We start from the raw sequence: 25,344 nt of genomic DNA, 5'->3' as shown, positions 1-25,344 counted from the left end.
AGCTAGACATTTTAATATTCTTCGTCCTCTTCTGTACCCGTGGCAGCTATAGCCCTGTTTAAACGGTTGGAAAATGGTTTCAAATAAAGCGCTTTGATGAGCTTACGGCGTTTGCGTTGAGATATGTCCATGGTATCCAACGTTTCTCGCCCTTTTTTAATGGCGGCCAATCTTTTTTTCTTAAGCTGCTCCCGTTCTTTAGGCGTAAGTACCATATCTGGTTCGTAGCGCTCCATTAGCGTGCGTTTGGTAGTCAGTGTTTCAGCTGTGGAAGTATAATCGGTTGTCTGGGAATGAAGTTTTCCAAAACAAAACCATACCACCCCAAGGCAAACCACAAATAATTTTGGATTTTTCATTTGCGTCCCGTAAATATAATGTTCCCGTGCAAAGTAGTCCATTTTATTACAAGTTCATAGACCAAAAAATGAGAATACAGGTTTTTAAACGTTTTTTTTAAGGGTTTCATCGGTATTGGTATTTCAGCTAACTTTGAAGCATTACAAACCTGTTCCATTTGCTATGAAACCGTTGTACTTCTTTTTTAGTATTTTCTTTTTTTCTACTTGTTTAATCGCACAGAAAACCGCGATATTAAAAGACGCTTCGGTTAGCTTTGTTTTTGTCTCAAAAGACGTTGATGGGCATATCGGCGGATTTCAATCCAATTCTGTTATCGATTTGGACAATATTTCTGGTTCCAATTTTGAAGGGTCCGTACGGGTAGAAACCATAAAAACTGGTATTTTTCTTAGGGATTGGAGTATTAAGGGAAGGAAATATTTTGATAAGGACAAGTACCCTACAATTCATTTTAAAAGCGACACGGTAAAACTCCAAGGTGATAAAATTATCATAACCGGGCAGCTTACCATAAAAAAGACCACCAAGACAATTGACATTGCCTTTAGTAGAGAAAACAATCAATGGATGGGTACCACCTCTTTGTACTCCTCGGATTTTGGTATCAATATTAAAAAGAAACGCGAAGACAATCTGGTAAGGGTAAGTCTAACTTTTACACAGCAATAACCTATTGATCAGGGATGCTTACCATTGAACAAACCTGCATAGATCTTTCCTACCAACCAATTCCCCAAGGGGAAATAAAGCGCAAAAAATAAGGACATTCCCAGACTAAAATTCCGGATTCCAAAAAACATGTCGAGTAAATTATTGGGATAGGCATAGGAAGTTTTAAGGGCATAGCCCGAAAATTCCAACAAACACATGGCAATAAGTCCATATGCATATTGCGTATGAAAAGGGAGCTTACGAAGCAATAGTGAAATTGGGACCATATAAAGTACGTAAACCGTTATCACTTGCCACCAATAGGTAAATCTTGCAATCTCTACCTGAGCCCCAAACCAATCCATACCACTGCCCCATAAAAAATATATAACGCAGTAGATTCCTATCAAACGCTTGTCAACTTTCAGTTTTGCCTTGGCCCACTTCAAAAAGTTCCGAAATGCCGTCATGGTTTTTCCGCCAGTTTGTTGTCAATGATCACCAACGCATCGTTTACAGTCAGCATATTGTCCATATCTTCATTTTCCAATAAAATATCGAAAGCATCCTCAACATCAAGGACAATATCTACCAAATTGGCCGAATTGATATTGAGCTCATTTATAAAATGGCTCTCTGTTGAAATTTGATCGGCATCAACATCTTCCGGTAGGTAAGTACTAATAATATCCTTCAATTTTTGATAATGGTCTTTCTTCATGGCAGTTTTTAAAATCAGTCGTAATAGCCCTTAAAAATAACACAAGCATTAACATCACCAAAGCCAAAGCTTGCCTTGGCTATTATTTTTGGGGTATACGTTATGGTCTTGGTGGGAATTTTTGATTTACCCGCAATACCAAGAATTTCTGGATGCAGGTCTTCGCAGTTGACATTCCCAAATAACAGATGCGTTTTAAACTGTAATATGGCGCCCACACATTCAATACTACCTGCAGCGGCTAAGCAGTGCCCAATCAAACCTTTAAAGGAATTGACATAGGGAAAGTCTGTCCCCTTGCGATCCAAGGCTTTGCTCCAATTTTCTATTTCGATAGGATCTTTAGAAGTAGCGGTTAAATGTCCGTTTATGGTATCTATTTCCGATGCTTTAATTCCCGATGCTTTAATCGCTTGGGTAATGCAGCGCTGTACGGCTTCGTTATTTGGGGCGGTCATGCTACCCCCTCCCCTTTGTCCACCACTGTTGACGGCACCACCGAGAACTTCTGCATATATCCGTGCCCCGCGCTTCTCGGCACTTTCCAAAGACTCCAAGACCAAGGCTCCTGCCCCACTGCCCGGAACAAAACCCGATGCTGTTGCACTCATGGGTCTACTTGCATCTTTGGGGTGCCCGTTATATTTTCTTGGCAAGATCCTCATGGCATCAAACCCACCCCAAACGTAGGGCCCGCTATCACTACAGCTACCTGTCAACATTATATTGGCCTTTCCCGATGCTATCCGATCATAAGCCATTAAGATACCTTCGGTTCCCGTGGTACAGGCCGATGAGTTGGTGGTAACCTGATTGCCACAACCCAAAATTCCGCCTAAGTAAGCGCTTATTCCGCTTGCCATGGTCTGTATCACTGCAGTGCTTCCCAACCTCCGCACCTTACCATCATCTACCAAATGAATGGCCTCTCTAAATTTATCCACACCAAGGATTCCCGTACCAAAAACAATTCCACTATCCCATCGGGGTGGGGCTTTTGGGTCTAAGGACAAACCGGCATCTTTCCAAGCGTCGGTACCCGCAATAACCCCGTACACAAGACCGCTGGCATTAAGACCTTTTAATTGCAAGGGTGTAAAGTAATTATCTATAAGCTCATCGGTAGGTTTTGGTTCTCCTGCGATCTGACACCCAAAACCAAGTGCCTTCAACCGGGGTATAAACCGTATTCCACTTGTGCCTTCCTTCAAAGATTTTGTAAAATCCTCCAAACCTACCCCATTGGGGGCACAAACACCAAGACCCGTTACTACCACTCGTTTATGCATCGGTATGGGATTTAAGCATGCCGGCAATTATGCCTTTGCAGACCAATTCTTCTTTGGCATTGAACATTTTTACTTCACATTTCAATTTATTAAACCTAAAATATTTTTTTGTGGAACGGACCCAGACGGTTTCTTCGGGGTATACAGCTTTGTAAAACTCCATTTCCGAACTGCTTAGCGCAATTTTTACATCATCGGTTTTATCACCCAATAAAAACAGACCCAAGCAAACTACGCCGATTTGGGCACAACATTCTGTAAGTATTGCCCCGGGTGTGATGGGATTGTCTTTAAAATGGCCTTTATAAAAATCCAAATCTCCAGAAAAAGTATAGTTGCCCATTACCCCATCCTCATCTATGTGCACAAGCCTATCTACAAACAAAAAGGGACTTGTATAGGGAAGTTTCTCTATGATGTTATCAAATGTTTTGTCCATAGGTTCCTTAAGTCTTCTCTTTGGTTATCGAAGGCTCTCGCCCCCATCTACCTTAATTACGGTACCGGTAATCCACTGCGCTTCCTTGCGGCATAGCAGATATACCACATTGGCAATGTCTTTGGGTTTGGTTAATCTTAGATTGGGGTTTCTTATCAGCGCATTTTCCTTTAGTTTGTTACTTCCAGGAATCATTTTAAACGAACGGGTATCCGTTATTCCGGCCTGTATACAGTTCACCTTAATACCTAGGGGTGCAAACTCTAGAGCCATATTGCGCATAAGCGCCTCCAGAGCTGCTTTGGCCACGGACACGGCGCCATAATTGGCCCACGCCTTACTATTTCCTTCACTGGTAAATGAGATTATCCGGGTGTCTTCGGCAAAAAGTGCATTGACTATTAAGGCCTTGGTCCAATCATACAGACTAAGGGCCATCGCATCCAAGGTTAGATGAAAATCCTGATTATCCAATTCCTTTTCCTTATCGGATAGCATTGGTTTTAGATTGCCTTTGGCAATACTATGCACAAGCACTCCTATTTTTTCATTTGGCAACAAGCACGTTTTTATGTCTTGAATAAGCTCCTTTCTTTTTAAGGGATTAACCGCATCTATATTGTAGCTCTTAAATTTTATTGCACTTAAAGTAATTTCTTTAAAATTTCTATTAACTACTTCTAAATCAGACCTTCTATCCCTATGAACAATACAGATATTAAATCCTTCCGCGGCCAGCTTTTTGGCAGTGGCAAGACCAATGCCATGGCTACCTCCCAGTATTAAGGCCCAGACATTTTTAGCTACGGCTATGCTTTTGGTACTATTCATTTAACAATGCTATCAAATTTAAACACTTTACCACTACCATTTCAGTAAAACCCGTTGTGCGGAAAACCCAGGGCCAAAACTGAGCAATAGTCCCTGCTCCCCACTCTTGATATCCTTTTCCAGAAAACGCTCCAATACATATAGAACCGTAGCGCTGCTCATATTGCCATAGCGACGCAAGATTTCCCTTGTATCATCTATATCCTTGCCCATTTTACCGAAGAGTTCTTCCACGGTCTGTACTATTTTTTTGCCTCCAGGATGAAAAATTAAATGATTCACCTGCTTTATGGACGTACCATGCTTTTCCAAAAAAGGATGAACAATTTTGGGAAAGGAATCGGCTATCGCTTCTGGTACCGAAGGATCCAATATCATCTTAAGGCCATGATTGGTGAGATCAAAACCCATAAGATGGGTAGCGTCTTTATAGTGGTACATTTGGGCCCCTAGTATTTTGGGGCCTTTTGCTTCCTTTTCCGATGATAATAATACACACGCGGCCCCATCGCCAAAAATAGCGGCGCTTACCATATTGGCCATGGAGTAATCATTTAGCTGAAAAGTAGCTGTAGGGCTCTCTACCGCTACCACTGCGGCTCTTTTGCCGGGATTTGATCTAAGGAAATTATTGGCATATATCAATCCCGAAACTCCGGCCGCACAACCCATTTCAGTTACCGGTAGCCGCACAATATCTTCTCGCAGCCCTAAATCGTTTATCAAATAAGCATCTAGTGAAGGTATCATGATACCGGTACAGCTTACGGTAATAATATAATCTAACGAATCCGCGGACCAATTGTTTTGATGGAGCGCCTTTTCCAAGACTTGCTTTCCTAGTTTTTTAACTTCTCTAACGTATATGGCATTTTTGGCCTCGAAGGAAGTAGCCGTAAAGACTTCCTCTATGTCCATTATGCCATATCTGGTGTCAACTGCGGCACCTTCAAAAATTTTAACGACTTTACGTCTAAATCGATCTTCCATATCAGCAAGCCAAGTATCTACAAAAGGTAAAATATCTTTTGTTCGTCTACTATACTGGGGCAATTGTTTGGCCACTGTTGTTATGCTAACCTCATTCATTTGCATAGTCCGTTGCTGGGGGTGTTATCACCCAGAGATATCGAAAGGCCCATTTCCAATGTACAGCGTGCTGCAAATGTTGCAGACCCTTGGAAAAGACCACTAATTCTTTCTTGGTAAAACCACTTTGGATAGATACTAATCCATCGTGCTTCGCAATTTTTGTTTTTATAAAAATAGCACTAAACGCCTTAAAAAGAGCATAAGCAAGGCTACTTCTTTGCAAATCGTTCACTATTGTCCCTATTCTTGCGAGTTTGCCAAATTTTGTAAGGAATACTGGAATCTGTTGGTTGCTAAAATGATGCATGGTAAGCGTGCACAGCAGAATATCGCATACAAAAGTACTGGTGTTAAGTGTTAAAATGTCTTGTTGCAAAAATGTTATTTCCGGAAACCCTGAAGATCGCTCTTTTGCTATTTTAATCGCAGCATTGCTTAAATCTATTCCTACCAAATTTGCCTTATGTTTTTTTTCTCTGCAAAGTAGGGCCGCCTCCCTAAGCATCTCCCCATCTCCACAACCCATATCTACGACGGTGTAGACCTCACGGGGGTTTTCATCCATTAATTTTAACATGGCTCGTAAGGTAATCTTTGTCCCCCCCAGTAATTTGTTGGAGGTGTTGATATCCTTTAAAACCTTCAGTAAGGAAGGTTCGTCCAGATTGGGATCGTCCATTAATTCCGATTCGGTATTGCGGGTTTTGAAATTCATTGGAACATAATGGGTTTTCCATGTGTTTTACGGATCAATCGGTCCAACAGCCATGGAGATTTGGCAACAGAACCCATGGCCAGGCTACTTAAACCGTTGTTCAAAAGCAAGGCTTGCAATTGCCTACCTGTCCGAAGGCGCGCTCTAAATGTTGAATTCCAGACGCGTTGATAATCTCTTTCCAGTTGCCCTCTGCCATAGCTGGGAGTTTTAAGAAACATAATGATATGTTCTGCCAGTATTTTGGCACTATGGATGGCAATGGCCATACCATTTCCACATAAAGGGTGAATGAGCCCTGCGGTATCTCCACACATTAAAACATGATGCTCAATAATACGCTTAGGATAGAAAGACACTTGGGCAATGCTCAACGGTTGTGCAAAAATTGGTTCGGCATTTTTAAGAAAGGATGCCAAGAAAGGGTTTTGAGAAACTACTTTCTCATTAAATTGATCTATGTTACCACTGGGTTTAAAACTTTTATAAGAGGCTAAATAGCAAAAATTAACTGCTTGCGTCTCTGTTTTACTGAGTCCGGCATACCCGCCCCTAAAATTGTGCAGTGCCACTACGTTTTCTGGAAAATCGTTATATCTATAATGTGCTTTTACCGCCAACCAAGACGATTTAACCTGTGTAAACCGTCGTTCCATTTTCTTGTCTAACTGGCTTCTTTTTCCATAAGCTCCTATAGCGATCGGGGATTTAAAGCTATTTCCTGCTTTAGTAGTTATGGTAAACATCTCTTCGTTAAAAGAGATGTCGGTAACCGTTTCAAAAACAAAGGACACCTTGTTGGCCAAAGCCTTTTGGTAGAGTAAATTATCGAAAGTAAAACGGCTAATACCCCTTCCTCCAAGTGGTAGTTTTGTATAAAGCATATGGCCTTTTCTTGTAGATAGTTGTAAGGTATCTATAGCTATGGCTTTATTTTGGGCCAACGATATTCCTAGATGGTCTAAATAGGCGTTTACTTCATTGGAGACATATTCTCCACAGACCTTATGATGAGGATAGGGTTGCTTTTCCAGTACCAAAATGTTATAGTCTTCGCTTGCCAAGTGCACGGCCGCCGTTAGTCCGGCCAACCCTCCTCCAACTACTATAACGTCGTATCCGTTCATTGTTGGAAGATACATATTCTTAACCAAAAACCCCCAGCAGACAGCTGGGGGTTTTTGTATTGTGTAAGCAACTATTTCTCTGTTAATTGGTCTTGGAAATGGCTTCTTGTTTAAGCGTTTCATTAGCCACAATGGCCAATTCTACCCTTCGGTTTTTGGCCCTTCCCTCTGGAGTACCATTGTCCTCACGAGGTTGACTCTCACCATACCATTTGGTATCGAAACGTCCTATGGAAACTCCTTGACTGGCAAGGTAGCTGGTAACCGCCTCTGCCCTTTTTTGGGAGAGCGTCATGTTATAGGTATCGCTACCAGAGCTGTCGGTATGCCCTTCAACCAATATATTGGAATTTGGATACTCTTTAAAAACACCGGCCAAACGCTGCAATGTGGTTGCTGCAGTTCCTTTTATTTCCGCTTTGTTGGTATCAAAATAAACGCCGCTGTTTTCATCGAAGGTAACGTTGATTCCTTCACCTACGCGGGTAACTTCTGCACCCGGAACTTCAGATTCTATGCGCTCTGCCTGTCGGTCCATTCTATTACCTATATAACCACCGGCCGCTCCACCGACTACACCACCGATTATTGCTCCTACTGCCGTTTTCTTGCTAAGTAATCCACCAATTACAGCTCCTCCCACAGCGCCTATTGCAGCACCTTTTTGCGTATTATTGGCATTTTTTACCGTATTGCAACTGGCAATCATAGCAAATACCATTAGGATAGATGTTCCTTTAAAAATTATATTTTTCATTTAGTGTATTATTTTTTAGTGAATTGATAAACTATGGTAAGGGGCTCGCCGTCTACAGAAACGTTAGATTTTAATGTCATGGCCGTTTCTGTAAGATTGGCAATGGTAAGACGATAACCCAATCCGGAAACGTCCTTCCTTTTATCATCTATAAATTTAAATTGAAGCTGACTATTATAGCTTTCGGCACGTTCTACGACGGACCAGCGAATGTAGCGATCTCCTCCACTACAAAGGGTGCTGTTCTGTATTGTATACCTACCTGTACTGTTGTTGTCCCTAAAAAACCACTCACTGCCTTCGAAACAGATGTCCTCTGCATCATTAAAGATAACCGACTTAAAATTACCTGTATTGTTCTCATACGAAATATCGTTCAGCGACCAGGTACCGCTAAGTAAATTTCGCTGCCCACGGGCAGATTTTGAGACCGAGCAGGAAGCTGCCAAGAATACTGTTGCCGAAAGCAACAAAAACCATTTTTTCATCATAATGTTCATTTGTTTTAACTATATACGTTCGTAAGAAATATTTAATGTGCAGGGTTTGTTATTATTTTGTTAAAATATATGCGGTGTAATATAGATCAATAGTTTAATAAGGCCATAAGTTCTTGCTCAAAACGTTCCTTGGGCAGGTAGTTATTTTCAAGTTTTTTGGCAAAAGGAATAGGGGTCTCTAGGCTGGCAACCCTTTTTACCGGGGCGTCCAGGTGTTCAAAACAGTTCTCCATAACCAAAGCGGATATATCACTCGCAATGCCGCCAAAAAGACTGTCTTCTTGCAGAATAATGAGCTTCCCCGTTTTCTTTACCGATGTATAAATGGCTTCTATATCCAACGGCTGTAACGTACGTAGATCCAAGAGATCTGCTTCCACTTGCGGCTTGTCTTCCAACGTCTTTAACGCCCAATGAACGCCCGCCCCATAAGAAACTACGGTGATGTCCGATCCAGTCTTTAATAGACTGGCCTTACCCATAGGTAAAGTATAGTAATCTTTAGGAACATCTTGGTATATGCTTCGGTACAACTGCTTATGCTCAAAGAACAGCACTGGGTTGGGATCGTTGATAGCTGTTGCCAATAAACCTTTTGCGTCATAAGGAAAGGCAGGGTAAACGACTTTAAGACCCGGTGTTTTGGTAAACCATGCTTCATTGGTCTGGGAATGAAAAGGACCGGCACCCACGCCACCACCGCAAGGCATACGCACTACCACGTCGGCGTTTTCTCCCCATCGGTAGTGTGCCTTCGCCAAATAGTTGACAACAGGATTAAATCCACTGCTCACAAAATCGGCAAATTGCATTTCCATAACCGCTTTCATTCCGTTTATGGATAGTCCCATAGCGGCTGAAACTATAGCGGACTCACATATGGGCGTATTTCTAACACGTTCCTTGCCAAAAGCGGCAACAAAACCTTCAGTGATTTTAAAGACCCCTCCATAATCCGCAATGTCTTGCCCCATTATCACTAGCTTGTTATGCCGCTCCATAGACTGTTTTAAACCTTCGGAAATGGCATCCACTAAGCGGATATTGGCTACTTCATTGCTTGGTTTAAAATCTTGATAATCAAAATCTTTATAAACATCATTTAATTCTTTAGTTTCAACTAATTCAATTTCCTCCTCACTAAAGGCCTTTTGTAAATTTTCATTAATTTCCTCCTCAATTTCCTGTCTTAGACTTTTTATTGCCTCTTCCGTCAAAATATCTTCGGATACTAAATATTCCTGATAGTTTTGGATAGGATCTTTTTGGGCCCATTGGCGCATAAGCTCCTCGGGAACATATTTGGTGCCACTAGCTTCTTCGTGCCCCCGCATGCGAAACGTTTTAAACTCCAGCAAAACAGGGCGAGGATTTTTACGTATACTTTTACATAACGCATCTACCTTGGAGTATACTTCCAAAATGTTGTTGCCATCTATCATATAAGATTCCATACCATACCCAATACCACGATCGGCCAAATGCCTGCAGCGGTACTGTTCGTTGGTAGGTGTGGAAAGTCCATATCCATTGTTTTCTATACAAAAAAGCACTGGCAGGTCCCATACGGCCGCCACGTTAAGGGCCTCATGAAAATCGCCCTCACTAGTTCCGCCCTCCCCGGTAAACACGGCGGTAACCTGTTGTTTTTTTTGAAGCAGGTCCGCCAGGGCTATACCATCGGCAACGCCCAGCTGTGGTCCCAAATGCGAGATCATGCCTATAATCTTATACTCCTGCGTCCCAAAATGAAAGCTCCTATCCCTACCGTTAGTAAAGCCACTTGCTTTGCCCTGCCACTGACTAAAAAGCCGGTACAAAGGAATGTTACGGGTAGTAAAAACACCCAAATTACGGTGCATCGGCAAAATATATTCTTCCGAGTTTAAAGCACTGGCCACACCAACAGAAATAGCTTCTTGGCCAATACCACTGAACCATTTGGATATTTTGCCCTGCCGAAGAAGAATCAACATTTTTTCCTCAATAAGTCGAGGTTTCAACATCGCTTTATAAAGGGCAAGCTGGGTATCTTTATCTATATTTTCGCTTTTATATTGCATAACAGGTGATTATCCCTTAGTTCAAAACTGGGCGTAAAAATAGCAAAAATGGAGCGAAGAAAACGATGGTCTTCCGTGTATTATTTTTAAGATTTTGAAAGCTTTTATTTTATTAAATTTGAATATCACTTTTAAATTAAAAAGATGAGCGGTATACCAAGCGTAGATCTTCAGGATTTCATTTCCGGAGATGCAAATAGAAAGGAAAAATTTATTAAGGAAATCGGCAGTGCCTTTGAAGATATCGGCTTTGTGGCCTTGGGCGGACATTTTTTATCGGATCAACTGGTAGCCGACCTGTACGAAGAGATTAAACAGTTTTTTAATCTACCCCAAGAAACAAAGGACAAATATGAGATTGAAGGTATTGGAGGGCAACGGGGCTATACTTCTTTTGGAAAAGAACATGCAAAAGGTAGAAAGGAAGGGGATTTAAAGGAATTCTGGCATTTTGGACAGTATGTGGAAAATGATCCCAAACTGCAGGCCGAATATCCCGAAAATGTAATGGTGAATGAACTTGCCAAATTTAATGTCGTAGGTAAGGAGACTTATAAAATGTTGGAAAAGACCGCCAAATATGTTCTACGGGCACTGGCCTTGCATTTAGATCTGGAGGAAACTTATTTTGACGCCTACATAAAAAATGGCAATTCCATTTTAAGGCCCATCCATTACCCACCAATTACATCCGAACCCAAAAATGCCGTTCGTGCGGCTGCCCATGGCGATATAAATTTAATTACTCTTTTAATGGGCGCCCACGGCAAAGGATTGCAGGTAAAAAACCATAAAGGTGAATGGGTAGATGCCATTGCAAGGCCAGACCAATTAATGATCAACGTTGGCGATATGCTTTCTAGGCTTACCAATAACAAACTTAAGTCTACCATACACCAGGTGGTTAACCCACCAAAAGAGCTATGGGGGACCTCGCGCTATTCCATCCCATTTTTTATGCATCCGATTAGCGAAATGTCCCTTAATTGTTTGGAAGACTGCGTGGACGCGGAACACCCAAAATTATATGAGGACACCACTGCAGGAGCTTTTTTGCACGAACGTTTAATTGAGCTTGGACTGGTTAAGGGTTAAAAATCGATGTTTTTTGATTTATATGGAGACCTATTAAAAAATTATCTAGGAACCTTATGAAAATACAGGCTAAAGTAATTCCCGGTTTTGGTGTGGCTTCCGGCAAAAATGGAGACCAACGGTATCCTAAAGGCACCATTTCCCAACAATTGCCGCATTTTGAAGCCAGGGGGCTAGACTTAACCTCATATTTTAAGGGAACCTTAAATGTGGATATTACCCCCTACTCCTATAAAATTGGCAATCCAAAGCATTTTTTTGAACAGGTAAACTGGTCCGATCATATAGCTCCGGAGAATTTTTATTTCTTTGATATCACCTTGTTTTATAAGAATGAAGCTTATGAAGGGCTAATTTATATGCCAGATCCCAAGACCAAGGAAGAGCATGTGCAAATGCCAACTACCTTAGAACTGATGCTTCCAAAAGTCAATGGCCTGCAATACGGTGATAAGATTTTCGTTTTGGTAAATGAGAAACAACTAAAAGTTTCTAAGATATAACACTAAATGCACGGTAATTATGGATCTCCAAGATCAATTAAAAAACCTTTTCCCGGACCATATTACGGAAGACGAGCCTCAAAAAAATGAGGAAACAACCGATATTTGGTTACAAGATGCCCCTATAATTTGCAAGTACGAAAAAAGAAAAGGGAAGCCAATAACCATCTTGGAAGGGTATACCGGAGCAGAGCAAGATTTTAAAAAACTAGCCAAGGAACTTAAAACAAAATTAAGTGTAGGCGGTACTTTTAAAGACAACAAAATAATCGTACAAGGCGATTACCGAGAGAAAATTATGCAGATATTAGTTACCAAAGGATTTAAAGTAAAGCGTGTTGGGGGCTAGTTTTCTGTTAATTATTTTTGTTATTTTGGATTAAACATTACATTTAATGGTTTTAAAACCTAATCAACAACCAACATGAGTTCCCTTTTGCACATTACTAATGGAGATAGCTTTACCACAAAGCTAAAGTCCTTGAAACTAAAAGGAGATATTATTACATGGAGAGAGATGTTATGCGAGGGAAAAACACTTACCAACGTAGGTAGTGAATCTTTTTGGAAAACAAGGTTCGAATTTCTGAACAAAAACTACAAGATTTCAAAGTCTAGATTTATTGAGCTTACATTAAAGGAGTATCGGTCCTTATGTAACCATAAAAAGCAAGATAAGATCGTACTCTGGTTTGAGTACGATCTTTTTTGTCAAATAAATATGCTTGCCGTAATCAGTTGGTTAATGGCACACCGCCCTTATGCTGAAATTTCCTTGGTCTGCAGTGGAAACGAAGATGAAACGGACAGGTTGTACGGTTTAAGTGAATTAACCGATGCCCAGCTACTTCATCTTTATGAAAACAGAACGGTATTAACGCAAGACGATGTTGAATTTGCTGACTATGTGTGGCAACTGTATTGTAGTGATAGCCCTATTCGCCTAGAACAATTAAAGAGTTATGGACATTATCAGTTCAGCTATCTTGCCGATGCCATGGCTACCCACCTAAAGCGCTTCCCTACCATTAAAAATGGGTTGAACGATATTGAAAATCATGTTTTGCAGCTAGCTATAAACGAAAAACCAACGTCCAAAAGGGAGTTCTTGGGAATAATTCTTAAAAACCAAGGCCTATACGGATATGGCGATACCCAATACGAAAGAACCATAGCACGGCTAAGACCACTCTTTAGCTCATTAAGCCCCGTACGGTTAACAAGAAAAGGAAAAGAGATTCTAGAAGGCAAGAGCAACTACTACTCTAGTTTACGCGACAATGAAGCCTATTTGGGAGGCTCTTTAAAGTACAACTACCTCTACAATACGGCATCGGACAGAATACTAAAACTATAACATGCTAGGTCCGTCGGAACTTGTTCTGAATGCCGATAACAGCATTTATCACCTTAATTTACTACCAGAAGATATCGCTAACACGATTATTACCGTTGGCGATCCCGATAGGGTTGTAAGCGTTTCAGATCATTTTGATACCATCGAACTTAAAAAAGGTAAGCGCGAATTTATAACACACACGGGAACACTCAACGGAAAGCGTATTTCCGTAGTATCTACAGGAATTGGCACGGACAATATAGATATTGTACTTAATGAATTGGACGCCCTGGTTAATATAGATTTTGAAACAAGGAGTATAAAAGACGACATCACCACTTTGGATATTGTTAGGATAGGAACATCGGGTGCTATACAGGCCGATATCCCAGTAGATTCTTTTTTGATGAGCCAATACGCCATTGGTTTCGACAACTTGTTGCACTTTTATGAAAGCGAACATATACAGCACCCGGAAGTACAGCTGGCATTTATAGACCATACCAATTGGTCTATTTACAAATCTATTCCCTATGTGGTAAGTTATAATGGTTCCTTGGCCGAAAGATTGCTTTCCGAAGACCTGCGCCTAGGCTTTACCGGCACCAATGTGGGCTTCTATGGCCCACAAGGAAGAAAATTGCGTTTGGATACGGACGATAGCGAACTGAATGCAAAACTTGCTAGTTTTAAGTATCGCGACTTACAAATTACCAATTTGGAAATGGAGACCTCAGCCATTTATGGGCTATCCAAATTAATGGGTCACCGCGCTGTTTCCTTAAACTGCATTTTGGCCAATAGAAGCAATGGGGAATTTTCCAAGGACCCCAAAAAGGCTGTGAATAAACTCATTGGCCTAACCTTGGATAAACTTACTGCCCATTAAATCTGCAATACCTCATTCAGCAACCACAAACCACAGACCTGTAGCATGAAAATCGTTAAGATTATAGGAGTTCCGGAACATTTTAACCTTCCGTGGCATATGGCCATTGAGGAAGGTGCCTTTGAGGAGCGAGGTATTAAATTACAATGGACAGATATTCCCGAAGGTACAGGAAAAATGTGCCAAATGCTTGCAGCGGACGATACGGACTTGGCCATAATCCTTACCGAGGGCATCCTGAAGAGCATAACCGAAGGCAATCCTAGTAAAATTGTACAGCAGTATATTGCATCTCCGCTACAGTGGGGAATACATGTAGATGCCAAAAGTACGTACAAAACCATTTCAGATCTGGAAGGAACCAGGGCGGCTATCAGTCGTTTTGGAAGTGGCAGCCACTTAATGGCTTACGTAAATGCGGAAAATCAATCGTGGAAGACCGATTCGTTGGAATTTAGAGTGATCAACAACCTCGCAGGTGCTGTGGAAGCACTTGCCCAAGGTGACGCAGATTATTTTATGTGGGAGCATTTTACTACCAAGCCCCTGGTTGATGATGGCACATTTAGAAGATTGGGCGATTGTCCTACCCCATGGCCGTGTTTTGTTGTTGCGGCCACCGACAACTTCATTAGGGAAAATACAGGCGTATTGAATCATGTCTTAGAGGTCATTAACCGTTATACCGAAGAATTTAAAAGTATTCCGAGCATAGATCGTACCTTGGCCAACAGCTATGGGCAACAACTGGTCGATATTAAAGATTGGTTGTCGAAAACACAATGGAGTCAGTCTCAATTAAATTTGCAAACTATTGAAAAAGTGAAAGATACCCTTATTTACTTAAAGTTAATTGATAGGCGACCTACCAACGCGGAAATTCTTAAACTTTAAGGTCGGGGCGGAAAATATTATTCGGGTATATCGTTCATCGTAAAATACTTTTCCATAATCTCCACCAACTTTTCATCGGTTAAAGGTTTGGGAATGTACTCCTTTATAACAGTATTGTTTTTAGCCTTTATAATATCCCTATCATCCTCGCTCAAGGTCATCATAATAATAATGATCTTATCGCGTATTGCTTTAGGATATCTCTCCAGGTAAGCGTCCAAGAACTGCCATCCATCCATTATGGGCATATAGATATCCAGAACAAGAAGGCAAGGGGCAAAAGCATTGATCATTTTTACCGAAGTGCTTACCTTGTCCAGGAAATCCAATGCTTCCATTCCGTTAAGCACCTCATAAACTTTTACTTTTAAATCGAGTTTCTTGATGAAAATTTTATTGATGAAATGCGAAGCTTCATCATCATCTACCAATAAAATGGAGTTCAATTCGAACATGAGTGCATCAAGATATTAAATAGTCCTTATAAAGCTATTCTATTTTGTTAACACTAAAAACTGTTTTTTCGTTAAATAAATCTTTACCAATCGATGGTTTTGTTATTTTGTTGTGCCAACAATAGGTTACACTTGCTAAAGTGTTTATTGCCAAACCAATATCCGCGATTTGCACTAAGGGGTGAAGGGTGCCCGGCCGTTAGAACATGATGCCTGTTAGCTGCAATAAGGGCCACTTTCTTTTTGGCGAAACCTCCCCAGAGTAAAAATACAAGTCCCTCTTTTTCATCCGAAAGTTTTTTGATCACTGCGTCCGTAAACGATTCCCAACCCTGGTTTTGGTGGCTTGCTGCCTGATGTGCCCTAACCGTAAGGGTAGCGTTTAACAATAGGACACCCTGATCTGCCCACGACTCCAAATTTCCACTTTTGGGGTACGGTTTCCCTAAATCTGTCTCCAATTCCTTAAAAATGTTTATTAAGGATGGTGGATGGGCAATTCCATCCTTAACCGAGAAACACAAACCATTGGCTTGGCCGGGACCATGATATGGATCTTGACCGATGATGACCACTTTGGTCTCTTGGAAAGGACTATGGTCAAAGGCCGCAAAAATATCGCTGCCCTTGGGGTAACAAGTACCTGAGCCGTACTCGGTCTTCACAAAATTCACCAACTTGGCGAAATATGGCTTGTTGAACTCTTCGGATAATTGCTCTTTCCAACTTTCGTGTATGCTTACTTCCATTTTATTCGGCTAATGATCACACAAAGCTAAAAATAATAATATCTTACAGCACCTTTGTATCAATTTGAGTATTATGATCAAAATTAAAAAACCGAAATTCCCGACCGCGCATACCATACTTTTTCTAATAGCAGGCTTGGTAGCTGCACTGACCTGGCTTGTTCCTGCCGGTCAATATGACCGACTTTCCTACGACCAAACCGCAAACACATTTATCCGAACATCCGAAGGGGAAGCTACTTCTTTAGCGGCAACTCAAGAGACCTTGGACGGTCTTAATATAAAGATTGGGTTGGATAAATTTACCAATGGTGATATTGGTAAACCGATCAGTATACCCGGTACCTATAAAAATTTGGATCCAAGACCTCAAGGAGTGATGGCGCTTTTTGAATCTCCCATTAAAGGTATTTTGGCAGCATCCGATATAATTCTTTTGGTGCTTATAATAGGGGCACTTATTGGTATCGTTAATTTTACCGGGGCCTTTGAAGCCGGAATAGCCTGGCTGGCAGTAAAACTCAGGGGAAAAGAATACACGCTAATCATTATGGTCACCACCTTGGTGGCCCTTGGGGGTACTACTTTTGGATTGGAGGAGGAAACCATAGCCTTCTACCCCATTTTAATCCCCATTTTTTTGGCAGCCAAATACGATGCTATTGTGGCTGTTGCCAGCATCTATGTTGGGTCGTCCTTAGGCACCCTTGCCTCTACCACAAACCCATTTAGTACCATTATTGCTTCCGATGCCGCCGGGATAAATTGGACCGTAGGGTTAAACGATCGGCTTATTATGTTTGTAGTTGGACTAATTATTTGCATATGGTACATTATTAGATATGCGCAACGCGTAAAGAAAGACCCTAAGAGATCTGTAATCCATGATCAGCTCGAAGACATTCAAAAACTTTTTGTAAATACTACCCAGGAAGGTAACGTACCTAAACTGACCACCAGGTTAAGGTTGGTTTTGTTGGTTTTTTCCTTCTGCTTTGTTGTAATGATCTATGGGGTCTCTCAATTGGACTGGTGGTTTGTGGAAATGACAACGGTTTTCCTAATAGGTGCCATTCTGATAGGCCTTATTACAAGAATGAACGAACGCCTATTTGTGGAAAAATTTATTGAAGGCGCCAATACACTACTGGGAGTTTCCTTTATTATTGGCATAGCAAGGGGGGTAACGGTGCTTATGGATGACGGACTCATCAGCGATACCTTGCTTTATTATTCTAGTTCGCTTACCGATGGTATGCATAAGGGGCTGTTTATAAATGTTATGTTGTATATCTACAGCGGTCTTACATTTTTTATCCCCTCTTCTTCGGGCATGGCGGTACTTACCATGCCGGTAATGTCACCCTTGGCGGACGGCGTGGGTATAGGAAGGGAATTAGTTGTAAATGCATATCTATATGGCGTAGGTCTGTTTAAGATCATCAATCCAACCGGTATTATATTGGCGTCATTGGCCATCGTAAATGTAGGCTATGATAAGTGGTTAAAGTTTGTACTTCCCTTGGTACTGATGTTATGTGCCTTGGCCATGGTGTCGCTTACCGTATCGGTCTATTTGTAAGTCGATATAAATGAAATCCATACCAATTGAAAATAGCGTAAAATAAACTACCTTGGTAATGGCTTAAGAATAAATCCAAACGGTATAATCTGGGTCAATAAAGATCTACTAACGCACACCTAAACATGTCAAAAGGAATTGTATTGGTTACCGGTGCCAGCAAAGGAATAGGTGCTGCTACGGCTATTGCCTTGGCAAGGGAAGGATATAAAGTCTGTATAAATTATAAGGAAAACAAAGTGGCCGCTCTTCAGGTCCAAGAAAAAATTGCTGCCCTCGGTGGTAATAGCATTGCGGTTAAGGCAGATATCTCTCAGGAAACCGATGTTGTAAATTTGTTTCAAGAAATAGATGATCGGTTAGGAGAAATAACCGGTTTGGTAAATAATGCGGCCATTCTAGGTCATAAAGCTACGCTGCGAGAGATGTCGGCAGCACGCTTACAAAACGTTTTTGCAATCAATGTATTTGGCACGCTCCTGTGCTGCAGGGAAGCCATTAAACGTATGTCAATAAAAAATGGCGGCAAGGGAGGAAGCATTGTCAATATTTCCTCAATAGCGTCCAGAACCGGCTCCCCGGGGGAATATGTGGATTACGCTGCTACCAAAGGAGCCATAGATACCTTTACAATAGGGTTGGCCAAGGAAGTGGGTAAAGAAAACATCAGGGTCAATGCCATTAGACCTGGCCATATACAGACCACGATACACAAATCACCGGAGCGACTGAAAACACTTAAAAACACGGTCCCACTTCAGCGTATTGGCATGCCAGAGGAAATTGCCCAGACCATACTTTGGTTGCTTTCGGAAAAATCTTCGTACACCTCTGGAGCCATTATTGATGTTACCGGTGGAAAATAGCCCAAAAGTACAGTGCATGGAATTCCTTTTTGGTCATTTTAAGATTCAATGCCAATCCTTACCTTTGCTTTCGATATTTAGAAAATGGTCCAAATCAACAAAAAAACCTTAGAGGATCTAGAATTTCCTGCCGTATTACATCAGATCTCCCTGCGCTGTGTTACGGAAATGGGAAAGTCCAGGGCTGCCGTAATCTCACCTTTTAAAACCAAGGAGGATATACTTAATAATCTTGGCCAAACCTCAGAGTATTTATCGTCCTACGAAAATGAAAACCGCATTCCGAACCACGGTTTTGATGGTATAGATGGTGAGTTACAATTGCTGAAAGTTGAAAATACCACTTTAGAAATTGCAGGTTTTAAACGTATTGGAGATATCTGCAAAACCCTGATTGTTCACAAAAAGTTCTTCAAAAAATTTAAGGAATATTACCCTTTGCTTTTTGAAAGTAGTGAAACCGTGGAGACAAATACGGAAATTCCGGCACATATAGACGCGGTAATCGACAAGTTTGGTGAAGTAAAGGATAATGCCTCTGCCAGTTTAAAGACCATCCGCCAACAGATGAATGTGGTAAAGGGCAGTATCAACAAAAGTTTTGCGATGGCCCTTGCCACATACCAAGGAGCCGATTTTTTAGATGAAATAAGGGAATCCGTTGTAGATAACCGCAGGGTATTGGCGGTAAAAGCCATGTACCGAAAAAAAATAAAGGGTTCGGTAATGGGTGCTTCCAAAACGGGGAGTATTGTGTACATAGAACCCGAGGCCACCCTAAGGCACAATAGGGAACTCAACAATTTGGAATTTGAGGAGAAAGAGGAAGTGCAGCGTATTCTTAATGAATTGACCGCCGTAATTAGGCCATTTGCCCCCTTCCTTGCCGATTACCAAATTTTTTTGGCGCATATGGATATTACGGCCGCCAAGGCCAAATATGCCTCTGAGATAAATGCAATAATGCCGGTTATAAGCGAGGGCAAGGAAATGCATTTAAAAGATGCCTACCACCCCCTACTCTATTTAAATAACAAAAGGAACAACGAAAAAACTTTTCCACAAACGATCGCCCTTCATCCGGAAAACAGGATTATAGTTATTTCCGGACCCAATGCGGGTGGAAAAAGCATTACCTTAAAAACGATTGGGCTGCTGCAAGTAATGCTACAAAGCGGCCTTTTGATCCCCGTTCATCCGCGCAGCACAATGTGCTTGTTTGATCGTATCCTAACAGATATCGGTGATAATCAATCTATAGAAAACCATTTAAGCACGTATAGCTATCGCCTAAAGAACATGAACGGCTTTTTAAGAAAATGCAATGCCAACACGCTATTTCTGATCGACGAATTTGGGACGGGCAGTGATCCTGAATTGGGTGGTGCCTTGGCCGAAATTTTTCTAGAAGTTTTCTATGAGCGTAAGGCATACGGAGTAATAACTACGCATTATGCCAATCTAAAACTGCTGGCCAATGAACTGCCCCATGCCACAAACGCCAATATGCTTTTTGATGGCAAAACATTGGAACCTACCTTTCAACTGGTGTTGGGCCAAGCGGGAAGCTCCTTCACTTTTGAGGTGGCACAGAAAAATGGCATCCCATACAGCCTTATAAACAGGGCTAAGAAGAAGGTAGAGGGCGGCAAAGTACGTTTTGATGCCACCATAGCCAAAATGCAAAAAGAACGCAGTAAAATGGCCCAAACGGGCAATAGACTGCAAGAAGAAGAATCCAAGGCCCGGGATGAGGCCATGAAACTAGAAGCCTTAAATACCAAAATGAAGTCCAAGCTGGAAAATTACCAGGAATTGTACGATCATAACCAACGAATGATCTACTTGGGCAACAAGGTAAATACCGCCGCGGAAAGATACTTCCAGGATAACAAAAAACGGCCTTTGGTCTCGGTGCTGCTTCGGATTGTGGAGACCGAGAACAGTAAGCGAAAAAAGAAAACCGCCAAAGAGGTAAAAGTACAACGGCAAAAAAAGGCCCAGGTAGAACAAGAGGTGCTAAAGGAGGTGAAAGTAATTCGCCAAAAGAAAAAAACGGTTAAAAAAAGGGCCGAAACAACTGCTGTAAATAAACCAAGGCCCGTTTTTAAAATTGGCGATCGCGTGCGCATGCTAGATGGTAAGGCCGTGGGTAGCATTGACAGCTTGGAAAAAAATAAAGCCATTGTAAACTATGGCATCTTTACCACCAATGTGGGGCTAGAGCAGTTGGAACTGGTAGAGGCCAAGAAGTGAAGTTGACCCATTTAATTTGATACCACCGCGGAATTATTTACGATTTCGAACAGCTTTAAATTTGTGTGGGTGAGAGATAGTCTAAAAAAATACTTCTTTTGGGTCTGATTGCTTGTTCCGTAGTTATGGTAGACGGTTACCTTCAGATAAGAAGGGTCATATGATTTGTTACCTAAATAGTTAAGGTTTACCATCCATTTGCCTTTCAAATTTCCATCGATCCAAAACTGGGCACTGGAATATCCCTGCTTCTTTTCCTTCATAATCAGCTCCCTGTTTTCCTCAAGCATATGGTTCCAATTAAAATAATTATTGGTCGGATTAACAAACTGCAATGCAAATTCGGTTTCGCTGTTGTTCCACTCAAATACCAAACGAGTACCCAGGTTTTTGGCGGTATTGGATTTAGCAACTTTCTTAATACCCAATGCTTCCGATTTTGTATTAATTAGATTATCAAATTCTGTTTTGATTATAGAATCTATTCCAACTTCAAGCGTCAAAACAGTATCTAACTGGCGGTAGTTAATATATCTATTGTACAAGGTAAGTGCTTTGGCATAGTTGCCATGGGCAACCAGTATATTCCCCAGATCTCTATAAGACTGCGGATACCGAGGTCTTAGTTTAAGTACATTTTTATAGATGGATATCGCCTCTTTTAAGTTACCCGACTCTTCTTGTTTATACGCCAATGCCTTTAATATAACCGCATTTTTGGCAAATTTGGTTTTGATGAGACTATCAATGGCGTGGGATTTTCTTTTATTGCCCCAAGTTTTTAAAAAGTATTTGGATGTTTCCAATAAGTAATAGGGATCATCGCTACGCAACGGTTGTTGTTTTTCATAAACAGCTAAAGCCTCTTTTTCCGATTTTGCATTTTTAAGGGTCACCATATAATTGGGCGCTCCGCTTTGGCTAAAAGTTTGGGCATCCCCGTCCCTAAAAGTGTTATTTCTTAATTTTGCCTGGTCGTAGGGTTTATCGGTACCCGGTTCCCTAACCACATTGCCCAAATTGGTATTGATGATTACAACGCCGCCCGCTCCCAGACTACCATATCTATTTGTACCGGCTAGCCCAGAAATTACGGCAATACGGTCAATATTGTCCAAGGTCAAAAAAGTAGGTGCGGAAGTAAAAATAGAACCATCTACCTCAAATAGTGCAGGTCTGGCATTTCTAAACGATACCGTTCTAGCGGTAAATATAGTGCGTTCCGCAATCCCTGTTTGCGGGTTGGTCCATGTTCTGATCTGCAGTCCTGAAAACTTGTTTTGTATTGCGGTCAAAAGATCCACCGCAGCCCCATTGAGTTCGGCCCCATCAACTACCCGTATGGCATAACCGGCACGTTCACTATCTAAAATACCAAAAGAAGTCTTAATTATTTTCTTGTTGGTGTTGTAATCTTTTCGCAATTCATCGGGAGTACGTCTTTTTCGTCGTTGCACCACAACTTCATCCAATTCCTGCAGCTGGGGATACATAGTGATATTGAGCATGCGGGTAACATCTTCCACTACAATCTCTACCGATCGCATGCCTACATGTCTGTATTCCAAAACATCACCGGGGTGGGCAGAGATCGTATATTTTCCCATATGGTCTGTCTCAGTACCAATGGAGGTACCTTGTATCAAAATGCCTACTCCTTGCAAGGGTTCTTGCCCATCGGTTACCCTACCTGTTATGGTGGTGGTTTGCTGCGCCCGGATGTTTGCTGTAAAGGTTAGGCACATAATTACAAAAACAATGGTATTCTTAAGTTGCATAGGTTAAGTTTACAAACTCGGTTTTAGGGTTAACCATAATTAATATTTATTTTAAAATCAGCTACCTCATTGAAGAACCATAGAATTTGTTCAAATACGTATTAAGAAATGTAAGTTCTGTCTTTTAGTGCCTTCAAAAAGCACTAAAATAGATAGAGTACTCTAAAGTTTCTAGAAACGATATGTGATAAATTATGATTCACTAATTCTCCTGTATAACATTACCCAACAAGTCAAAGGTTAAATAGAATCCTTCATTTTCACCTTGTCTTAAAAAAATCCAGGCTAATAATTTCTTCATGTTTAAATCAAAAAGAAGTGTCCCTAAAGGATTCTTAGGGTTTTCCTTTTTGAAATAAACAAGCACTTGCGGTTCGCTTTTAGATAATCCTTTTTTAAAAGGTTTATATATATCATGATTTTGATAAAATCTAAGGGGTTTTGCATCTAGATTTTCGATGCCCATGGAATCTATTTTTCTTCTGAAAATATCGAATAAATTATCAAAATAGGCCAGTCTTTGCTGTTTCCGTGTCATCAACGTATCGTTAAGAACATAGTCAAATTCTATGTATTTTTCAAAAAGGGTATCCCTACTTATTCCTGATTTTTCAGTTTCAACTGCATACATGGCCAATGCCTTGATATTTTGGTAATAGATCTTTTCGTTTTGGCTCAGACACAAAGGTTTGCTTTCTTGAGCCCAAAGACTTGTGTTTACAAAAAGAAAACTAGTTTGAAACAATAAGAACAAAATGTTTTTCATGATACTTTAACCTTAGTTACATCTGTTTGATTTCGGCGGCACATTTCCACCGTTTTTGTTAATTACGATTCCATTTCTAGGTGTCATATCCCTCAGTACCTCTCCCAATTTTCCGGGGTTTTGCCCTCCAGGAATTGCCCCACCAGGATAGACGCCCAAGCACTTGGAATATTCATGCCAGCAACATTCCCCAAATTTCTTGCAAAATTTGTACAGTTATAAAGGTTCAAATCATATTTTGATCTATACTTGATTAACTTTAAGCTTACTCTCTTATGTTATTTTCGCTTGATATTATGATTCGTAATTTTCGACTTGAGTGGAAAAAGTCATAACCATCTTCAGGGTAATTATAAATTTGTATAACGATTACATTCCCGTTACTATCCTGTCCAACATTGTTCCATGTAATACTTTTCACGTTCTTATAATCCAGAGGTGAAGGATTTGGCATAGAACTATATATGTTCTCATCAAATTCCTTATATGCACCTGGCTTCCTGAAACCATATTGGTTCATATAAAATTCTGAGATACTGGCTGTTGAATACAAGCCGTAGTTTTTGACCATCTCCCCATAAAAAATATCAGCATCTTTTAGAAAAACTGACAAACTTACTTTTCTTACTTTCCTATTCTCTGTTAAATAAAAAGAAGCCTCTAAAACAGGATAATCTAAAAAAGTAATCGGAGATGCCACATTGGGGCGGTAATAATAATCACTTTTATATTCGATATCCCAATTGTCGTAATCCGAATCTGTAACCTTATTGAAATCAACATTTCTTATTGTTTCAAAATCTGAAAACAAAACCTTTTCGTCTATTTGTGCATAACTCATGAAATGGAAGATAATTGAAAGAAATGATATATAAATTTTATTCATTCGTAATTAACGTTTAAATATAATCAGCAATCTGGCGTACTCAAGCCTACATTGCTTTCGTAATCCTGAACCTCCCCATTCCAACCTAAAGGAGGAGTTTTAGAAGCGGCTTCTTCAATGTCCTATTTGTTGATTGGAGCAATCACAGAATACGGTTTACCTGGCATCCCATAGAGTTCCATACCAGCGGAAGTAGCGGTTTTAATTGGAATAACAATTTCTCTTATCCCATTTCTATAAATGGAAATGAAGAAAGTGAAGCCAACTGATTCCAGAATACTATGTTCGTTCATATCATATATTGGTTTGTCTTTATTAAAAGAAATTATTTTTTCTTCATTATTCCATTTAAAATTATAAGAGTGCTTTTCGATTTCATCTTTATTAAACTGCAAATCGGTGGGCATTAATCTCACATAATCCATATTGAAAACTGTTTCTTTTATTTTTTTATTTGCTTTAGCCGATAAGCTGAACCTTAGATTATTTATAAATGAAACTTTACCCCAAATATGATTATTTACAAAGAGTTCCCCGTCCACTAATCTAAATTGGTGGCTGAACATAGGTTTATCAAAATCGTATTGTACCATAGTATCATCCTGAAATTCCAAAATAACTACATTTGGTATTGAATGTGTGTCTCCATTCTTTATTTGGAGCCATTTCCCGCTTATATCCTGACATCTCATAGTGTATATTCCAAATAGCGCAATTATAAAAATATATGTTTTCATA

Annotated in this window: 28 protein-coding genes; 10 read left to right on the top strand and 18 right to left on the bottom strand. The window is 40.6% G+C overall.

The annotated features are described in order from the left end of the window. Positions 1 to 11 precede the first annotated feature (11 nt). The gene (locus ACEQ81_RS09575; protein ID WP_411030660.1) at positions 12 to 359 is read right to left on the bottom strand and encodes a hypothetical protein; all 348 of its coding nucleotides are present in this window, start codon (positions 357 to 359) and stop codon (positions 12 to 14) included. 163 nt (positions 360 to 522) lie between these two features. Between ACEQ81_RS09575 and ACEQ81_RS09570 the strand changes: the two genes are divergently transcribed. Then, positions 523 to 1,032, top strand: a complete 510-nt coding sequence (locus ACEQ81_RS09570; protein ID WP_411030659.1) for a YceI family protein — start codon at positions 523 to 525, stop codon at positions 1,030 to 1,032. Positions 1,033 to 1,040: 8 nt separating this feature from the next. Here ACEQ81_RS09570 and ACEQ81_RS09565 read toward each other — a convergent pair whose 3' ends face one another. The 11 genes from ACEQ81_RS09565 to ACEQ81_RS09515 form a co-directional block, all read right to left on the bottom strand. Then, positions 1,041 to 1,484, bottom strand: coding sequence for a hypothetical protein (locus tag ACEQ81_RS09565; protein WP_411030658.1), 444 nt, complete (start codon positions 1,482 to 1,484; stop codon positions 1,041 to 1,043). Continuing rightward, entirely contained in the window at positions 1,481 to 1,735 is a 255-nt protein-coding gene (locus ACEQ81_RS09560; protein ID WP_411030657.1) for an acyl carrier protein, read from the bottom strand. Before ACEQ81_RS09560 ends, ACEQ81_RS09565 begins: the two co-directional genes overlap by 4 nt. 14 nt (positions 1,736 to 1,749) lie before the next feature. After that, positions 1,750 to 3,024 (bottom strand): beta-ketoacyl-[acyl-carrier-protein] synthase family protein, encoded by a 1,275-nt coding sequence (locus ACEQ81_RS09555; protein ID WP_411030656.1) that lies wholly within the window; start codon positions 3,022 to 3,024, stop codon positions 1,750 to 1,752. After that, complete coding sequence (locus tag ACEQ81_RS09550; RefSeq protein WP_411030655.1) at positions 3,017 to 3,463, bottom strand: 3-hydroxyacyl-ACP dehydratase FabZ family protein; 447 nt, start codon at positions 3,461 to 3,463, stop codon at positions 3,017 to 3,019. Before ACEQ81_RS09550 ends, ACEQ81_RS09555 begins: the two co-directional genes overlap by 8 nt. A 24-nt stretch (positions 3,464 to 3,487) precedes the next feature. Next, entirely contained in the window at positions 3,488 to 4,294 is an 807-nt protein-coding gene (locus ACEQ81_RS09545; RefSeq protein ID WP_411030654.1) for an SDR family oxidoreductase, read from the bottom strand. Positions 4,295 to 4,327: 33 nt separating this feature from the next. Then, positions 4,328 to 5,383, bottom strand: coding sequence for a type III polyketide synthase (locus ACEQ81_RS09540; protein WP_411030653.1), 1,056 nt, complete (start codon positions 5,381 to 5,383; stop codon positions 4,328 to 4,330). Next, on the bottom strand, positions 5,376 to 6,101 hold the full coding sequence (locus tag ACEQ81_RS09535; protein WP_411030652.1) for a methyltransferase domain-containing protein: 726 nt from the start codon (positions 6,099 to 6,101) through the stop codon (positions 5,376 to 5,378). Before ACEQ81_RS09535 ends, ACEQ81_RS09540 begins: the two co-directional genes overlap by 8 nt. Continuing rightward, positions 6,098 to 7,228 (bottom strand): NAD(P)/FAD-dependent oxidoreductase, encoded by a 1,131-nt coding sequence (locus ACEQ81_RS09530; RefSeq protein ID WP_411030651.1) that lies wholly within the window; start codon positions 7,226 to 7,228, stop codon positions 6,098 to 6,100. The genes ACEQ81_RS09535 and ACEQ81_RS09530 overlap by 4 nt, the downstream gene beginning before the upstream one ends. Positions 7,229 to 7,310: 82 nt before the next feature. Then, positions 7,311 to 7,985: an OmpA family protein gene (locus tag ACEQ81_RS09525; RefSeq protein ID WP_411030650.1), complete on the bottom strand. Its 675-nt coding sequence runs from the start codon at positions 7,983 to 7,985 to the stop codon at positions 7,311 to 7,313. An 8-nt stretch (positions 7,986 to 7,993) separates the two neighbouring features. After that, positions 7,994 to 8,476, bottom strand: coding sequence for a lipocalin family protein (locus ACEQ81_RS09520; RefSeq protein ID WP_411030649.1), 483 nt, complete (start codon positions 8,474 to 8,476; stop codon positions 7,994 to 7,996). A gap of 95 nt (positions 8,477 to 8,571) precedes the next feature. Next, positions 8,572 to 10,548 (bottom strand): thiamine pyrophosphate-dependent enzyme, encoded by a 1,977-nt coding sequence (locus ACEQ81_RS09515; RefSeq protein ID WP_411030648.1) that lies wholly within the window; start codon positions 10,546 to 10,548, stop codon positions 8,572 to 8,574. A gap of 144 nt (positions 10,549 to 10,692) precedes the next feature. On the opposite strand from ACEQ81_RS09515, the gene ACEQ81_RS09510 reads away from it, so the two are divergent. The 6 genes from ACEQ81_RS09510 to ACEQ81_RS09485 all read left to right on the top strand — a co-directional run bounded on the left by ACEQ81_RS09510 (position 10,693) and on the right by ACEQ81_RS09485 (position 15,268). Then, complete coding sequence (locus tag ACEQ81_RS09510; RefSeq protein WP_411030647.1) at positions 10,693 to 11,643, top strand: isopenicillin N synthase family dioxygenase; 951 nt, start codon at positions 10,693 to 10,695, stop codon at positions 11,641 to 11,643. Positions 11,644 to 11,699: 56 nt separating this feature from the next. Beyond that, on the top strand, positions 11,700 to 12,146 hold the full coding sequence (locus tag ACEQ81_RS09505) for a hypothetical protein (RefSeq protein ID WP_411030646.1): 447 nt from the start codon (positions 11,700 to 11,702) through the stop codon (positions 12,144 to 12,146). 19 nt (positions 12,147 to 12,165) lie between these two features. Further along, positions 12,166 to 12,495 (top strand): translation initiation factor, encoded by a 330-nt coding sequence (locus tag ACEQ81_RS09500; RefSeq protein ID WP_411030645.1) that lies wholly within the window; start codon positions 12,166 to 12,168, stop codon positions 12,493 to 12,495. Positions 12,496 to 12,570: 75 nt separating this feature from the next. Further along, positions 12,571 to 13,503 (top strand): DUF1835 domain-containing protein, encoded by a 933-nt coding sequence (locus ACEQ81_RS09495; RefSeq protein WP_411030644.1) that lies wholly within the window; start codon positions 12,571 to 12,573, stop codon positions 13,501 to 13,503. Position 13,504: 1 nt separating this feature from the next. Further along, positions 13,505 to 14,374 (top strand): nucleoside phosphorylase, encoded by an 870-nt coding sequence (locus tag ACEQ81_RS09490; RefSeq protein WP_411030643.1) that lies wholly within the window; start codon positions 13,505 to 13,507, stop codon positions 14,372 to 14,374. Positions 14,375 to 14,419: 45 nt separating this feature from the next. Beyond that, positions 14,420 to 15,268: a substrate-binding domain-containing protein gene (locus tag ACEQ81_RS09485; protein ID WP_411030642.1), complete on the top strand. Its 849-nt coding sequence runs from the start codon at positions 14,420 to 14,422 to the stop codon at positions 15,266 to 15,268. A gap of 17 nt (positions 15,269 to 15,285) precedes the next feature. On the opposite strand, the gene ACEQ81_RS09480 is transcribed toward ACEQ81_RS09485, so the two are convergent. Together ACEQ81_RS09480 and ung are read right to left on the bottom strand one after the other, a co-directional pair. Continuing rightward, positions 15,286 to 15,723 (bottom strand): response regulator, encoded by a 438-nt coding sequence (locus ACEQ81_RS09480; RefSeq protein WP_411030641.1) that lies wholly within the window; start codon positions 15,721 to 15,723, stop codon positions 15,286 to 15,288. An 83-nt stretch (positions 15,724 to 15,806) separates the two neighbouring features. Continuing rightward, positions 15,807 to 16,472: a uracil-DNA glycosylase gene (gene ung, locus ACEQ81_RS09475; protein ID WP_411030640.1), complete on the bottom strand. Its 666-nt coding sequence runs from the start codon at positions 16,470 to 16,472 to the stop codon at positions 15,807 to 15,809. A gap of 82 nt (positions 16,473 to 16,554) precedes the next feature. On the opposite strand from ung, the gene ACEQ81_RS09470 reads away from it, so the two are divergent. From ACEQ81_RS09470 to ACEQ81_RS09460, 3 genes are all read left to right on the top strand, one after another. Next, entirely contained in the window at positions 16,555 to 18,054 is a 1,500-nt protein-coding gene (locus tag ACEQ81_RS09470; protein ID WP_411031040.1) for a YfcC family protein, read from the top strand. Positions 18,055 to 18,179: 125 nt separating this feature from the next. Beyond that, positions 18,180 to 18,920: an SDR family oxidoreductase gene (locus ACEQ81_RS09465; RefSeq protein WP_411030639.1), complete on the top strand. Its 741-nt coding sequence runs from the start codon at positions 18,180 to 18,182 to the stop codon at positions 18,918 to 18,920. Positions 18,921 to 19,004: 84 nt separating this feature from the next. Beyond that, positions 19,005 to 21,176, top strand: coding sequence for an endonuclease MutS2 (locus ACEQ81_RS09460; protein WP_411030638.1), 2,172 nt, complete (start codon positions 19,005 to 19,007; stop codon positions 21,174 to 21,176). Positions 21,177 to 21,187: 11 nt separating this feature from the next. Here ACEQ81_RS09460 and ACEQ81_RS09455 read toward each other — a convergent pair whose 3' ends face one another. The 4 genes from ACEQ81_RS09455 to ACEQ81_RS09440 form a co-directional block, all read right to left on the bottom strand. After that, the gene (locus tag ACEQ81_RS09455; RefSeq protein ID WP_411030637.1) at positions 21,188 to 22,954 is read right to left on the bottom strand and encodes a carboxypeptidase-like regulatory domain-containing protein; all 1,767 of its coding nucleotides are present in this window, start codon (positions 22,952 to 22,954) and stop codon (positions 21,188 to 21,190) included. 202 nt (positions 22,955 to 23,156) lie between these two features. After that, positions 23,157 to 23,720 carry a hypothetical protein gene (locus tag ACEQ81_RS09450; RefSeq protein WP_411030636.1) on the bottom strand — a complete coding sequence of 188 codons (564 nt, stop codon included), beginning with the start codon at positions 23,718 to 23,720 and terminating at the stop codon, positions 23,157 to 23,159. Positions 23,721 to 23,985: 265 nt separating this feature from the next. After that, positions 23,986 to 24,606 carry a hypothetical protein gene (locus ACEQ81_RS09445; protein WP_411030635.1) on the bottom strand — a complete coding sequence of 207 codons (621 nt, stop codon included), beginning with the start codon at positions 24,604 to 24,606 and terminating at the stop codon, positions 23,986 to 23,988. A 122-nt stretch (positions 24,607 to 24,728) separates the two neighbouring features. Next, positions 24,729 to 25,343 carry a hypothetical protein gene (locus ACEQ81_RS09440; RefSeq protein WP_411030634.1) on the bottom strand — a complete coding sequence of 205 codons (615 nt, stop codon included), beginning with the start codon at positions 25,341 to 25,343 and terminating at the stop codon, positions 24,729 to 24,731. Between the last annotated feature and the right edge of the window lies 1 nt (position 25,344).

Origin of the sequence: Spongiimicrobium sp. 3-5 (assembly GCF_046557915.1) — a bacterium.
GTDB lineage: Bacteria > Bacteroidota > Bacteroidia > Flavobacteriales > Flavobacteriaceae > JBHEBG01.
The sequence above is the reverse complement of the archived record's forward strand: the minus strand, read 5'-3'. Positions and strand labels throughout refer to the sequence as shown.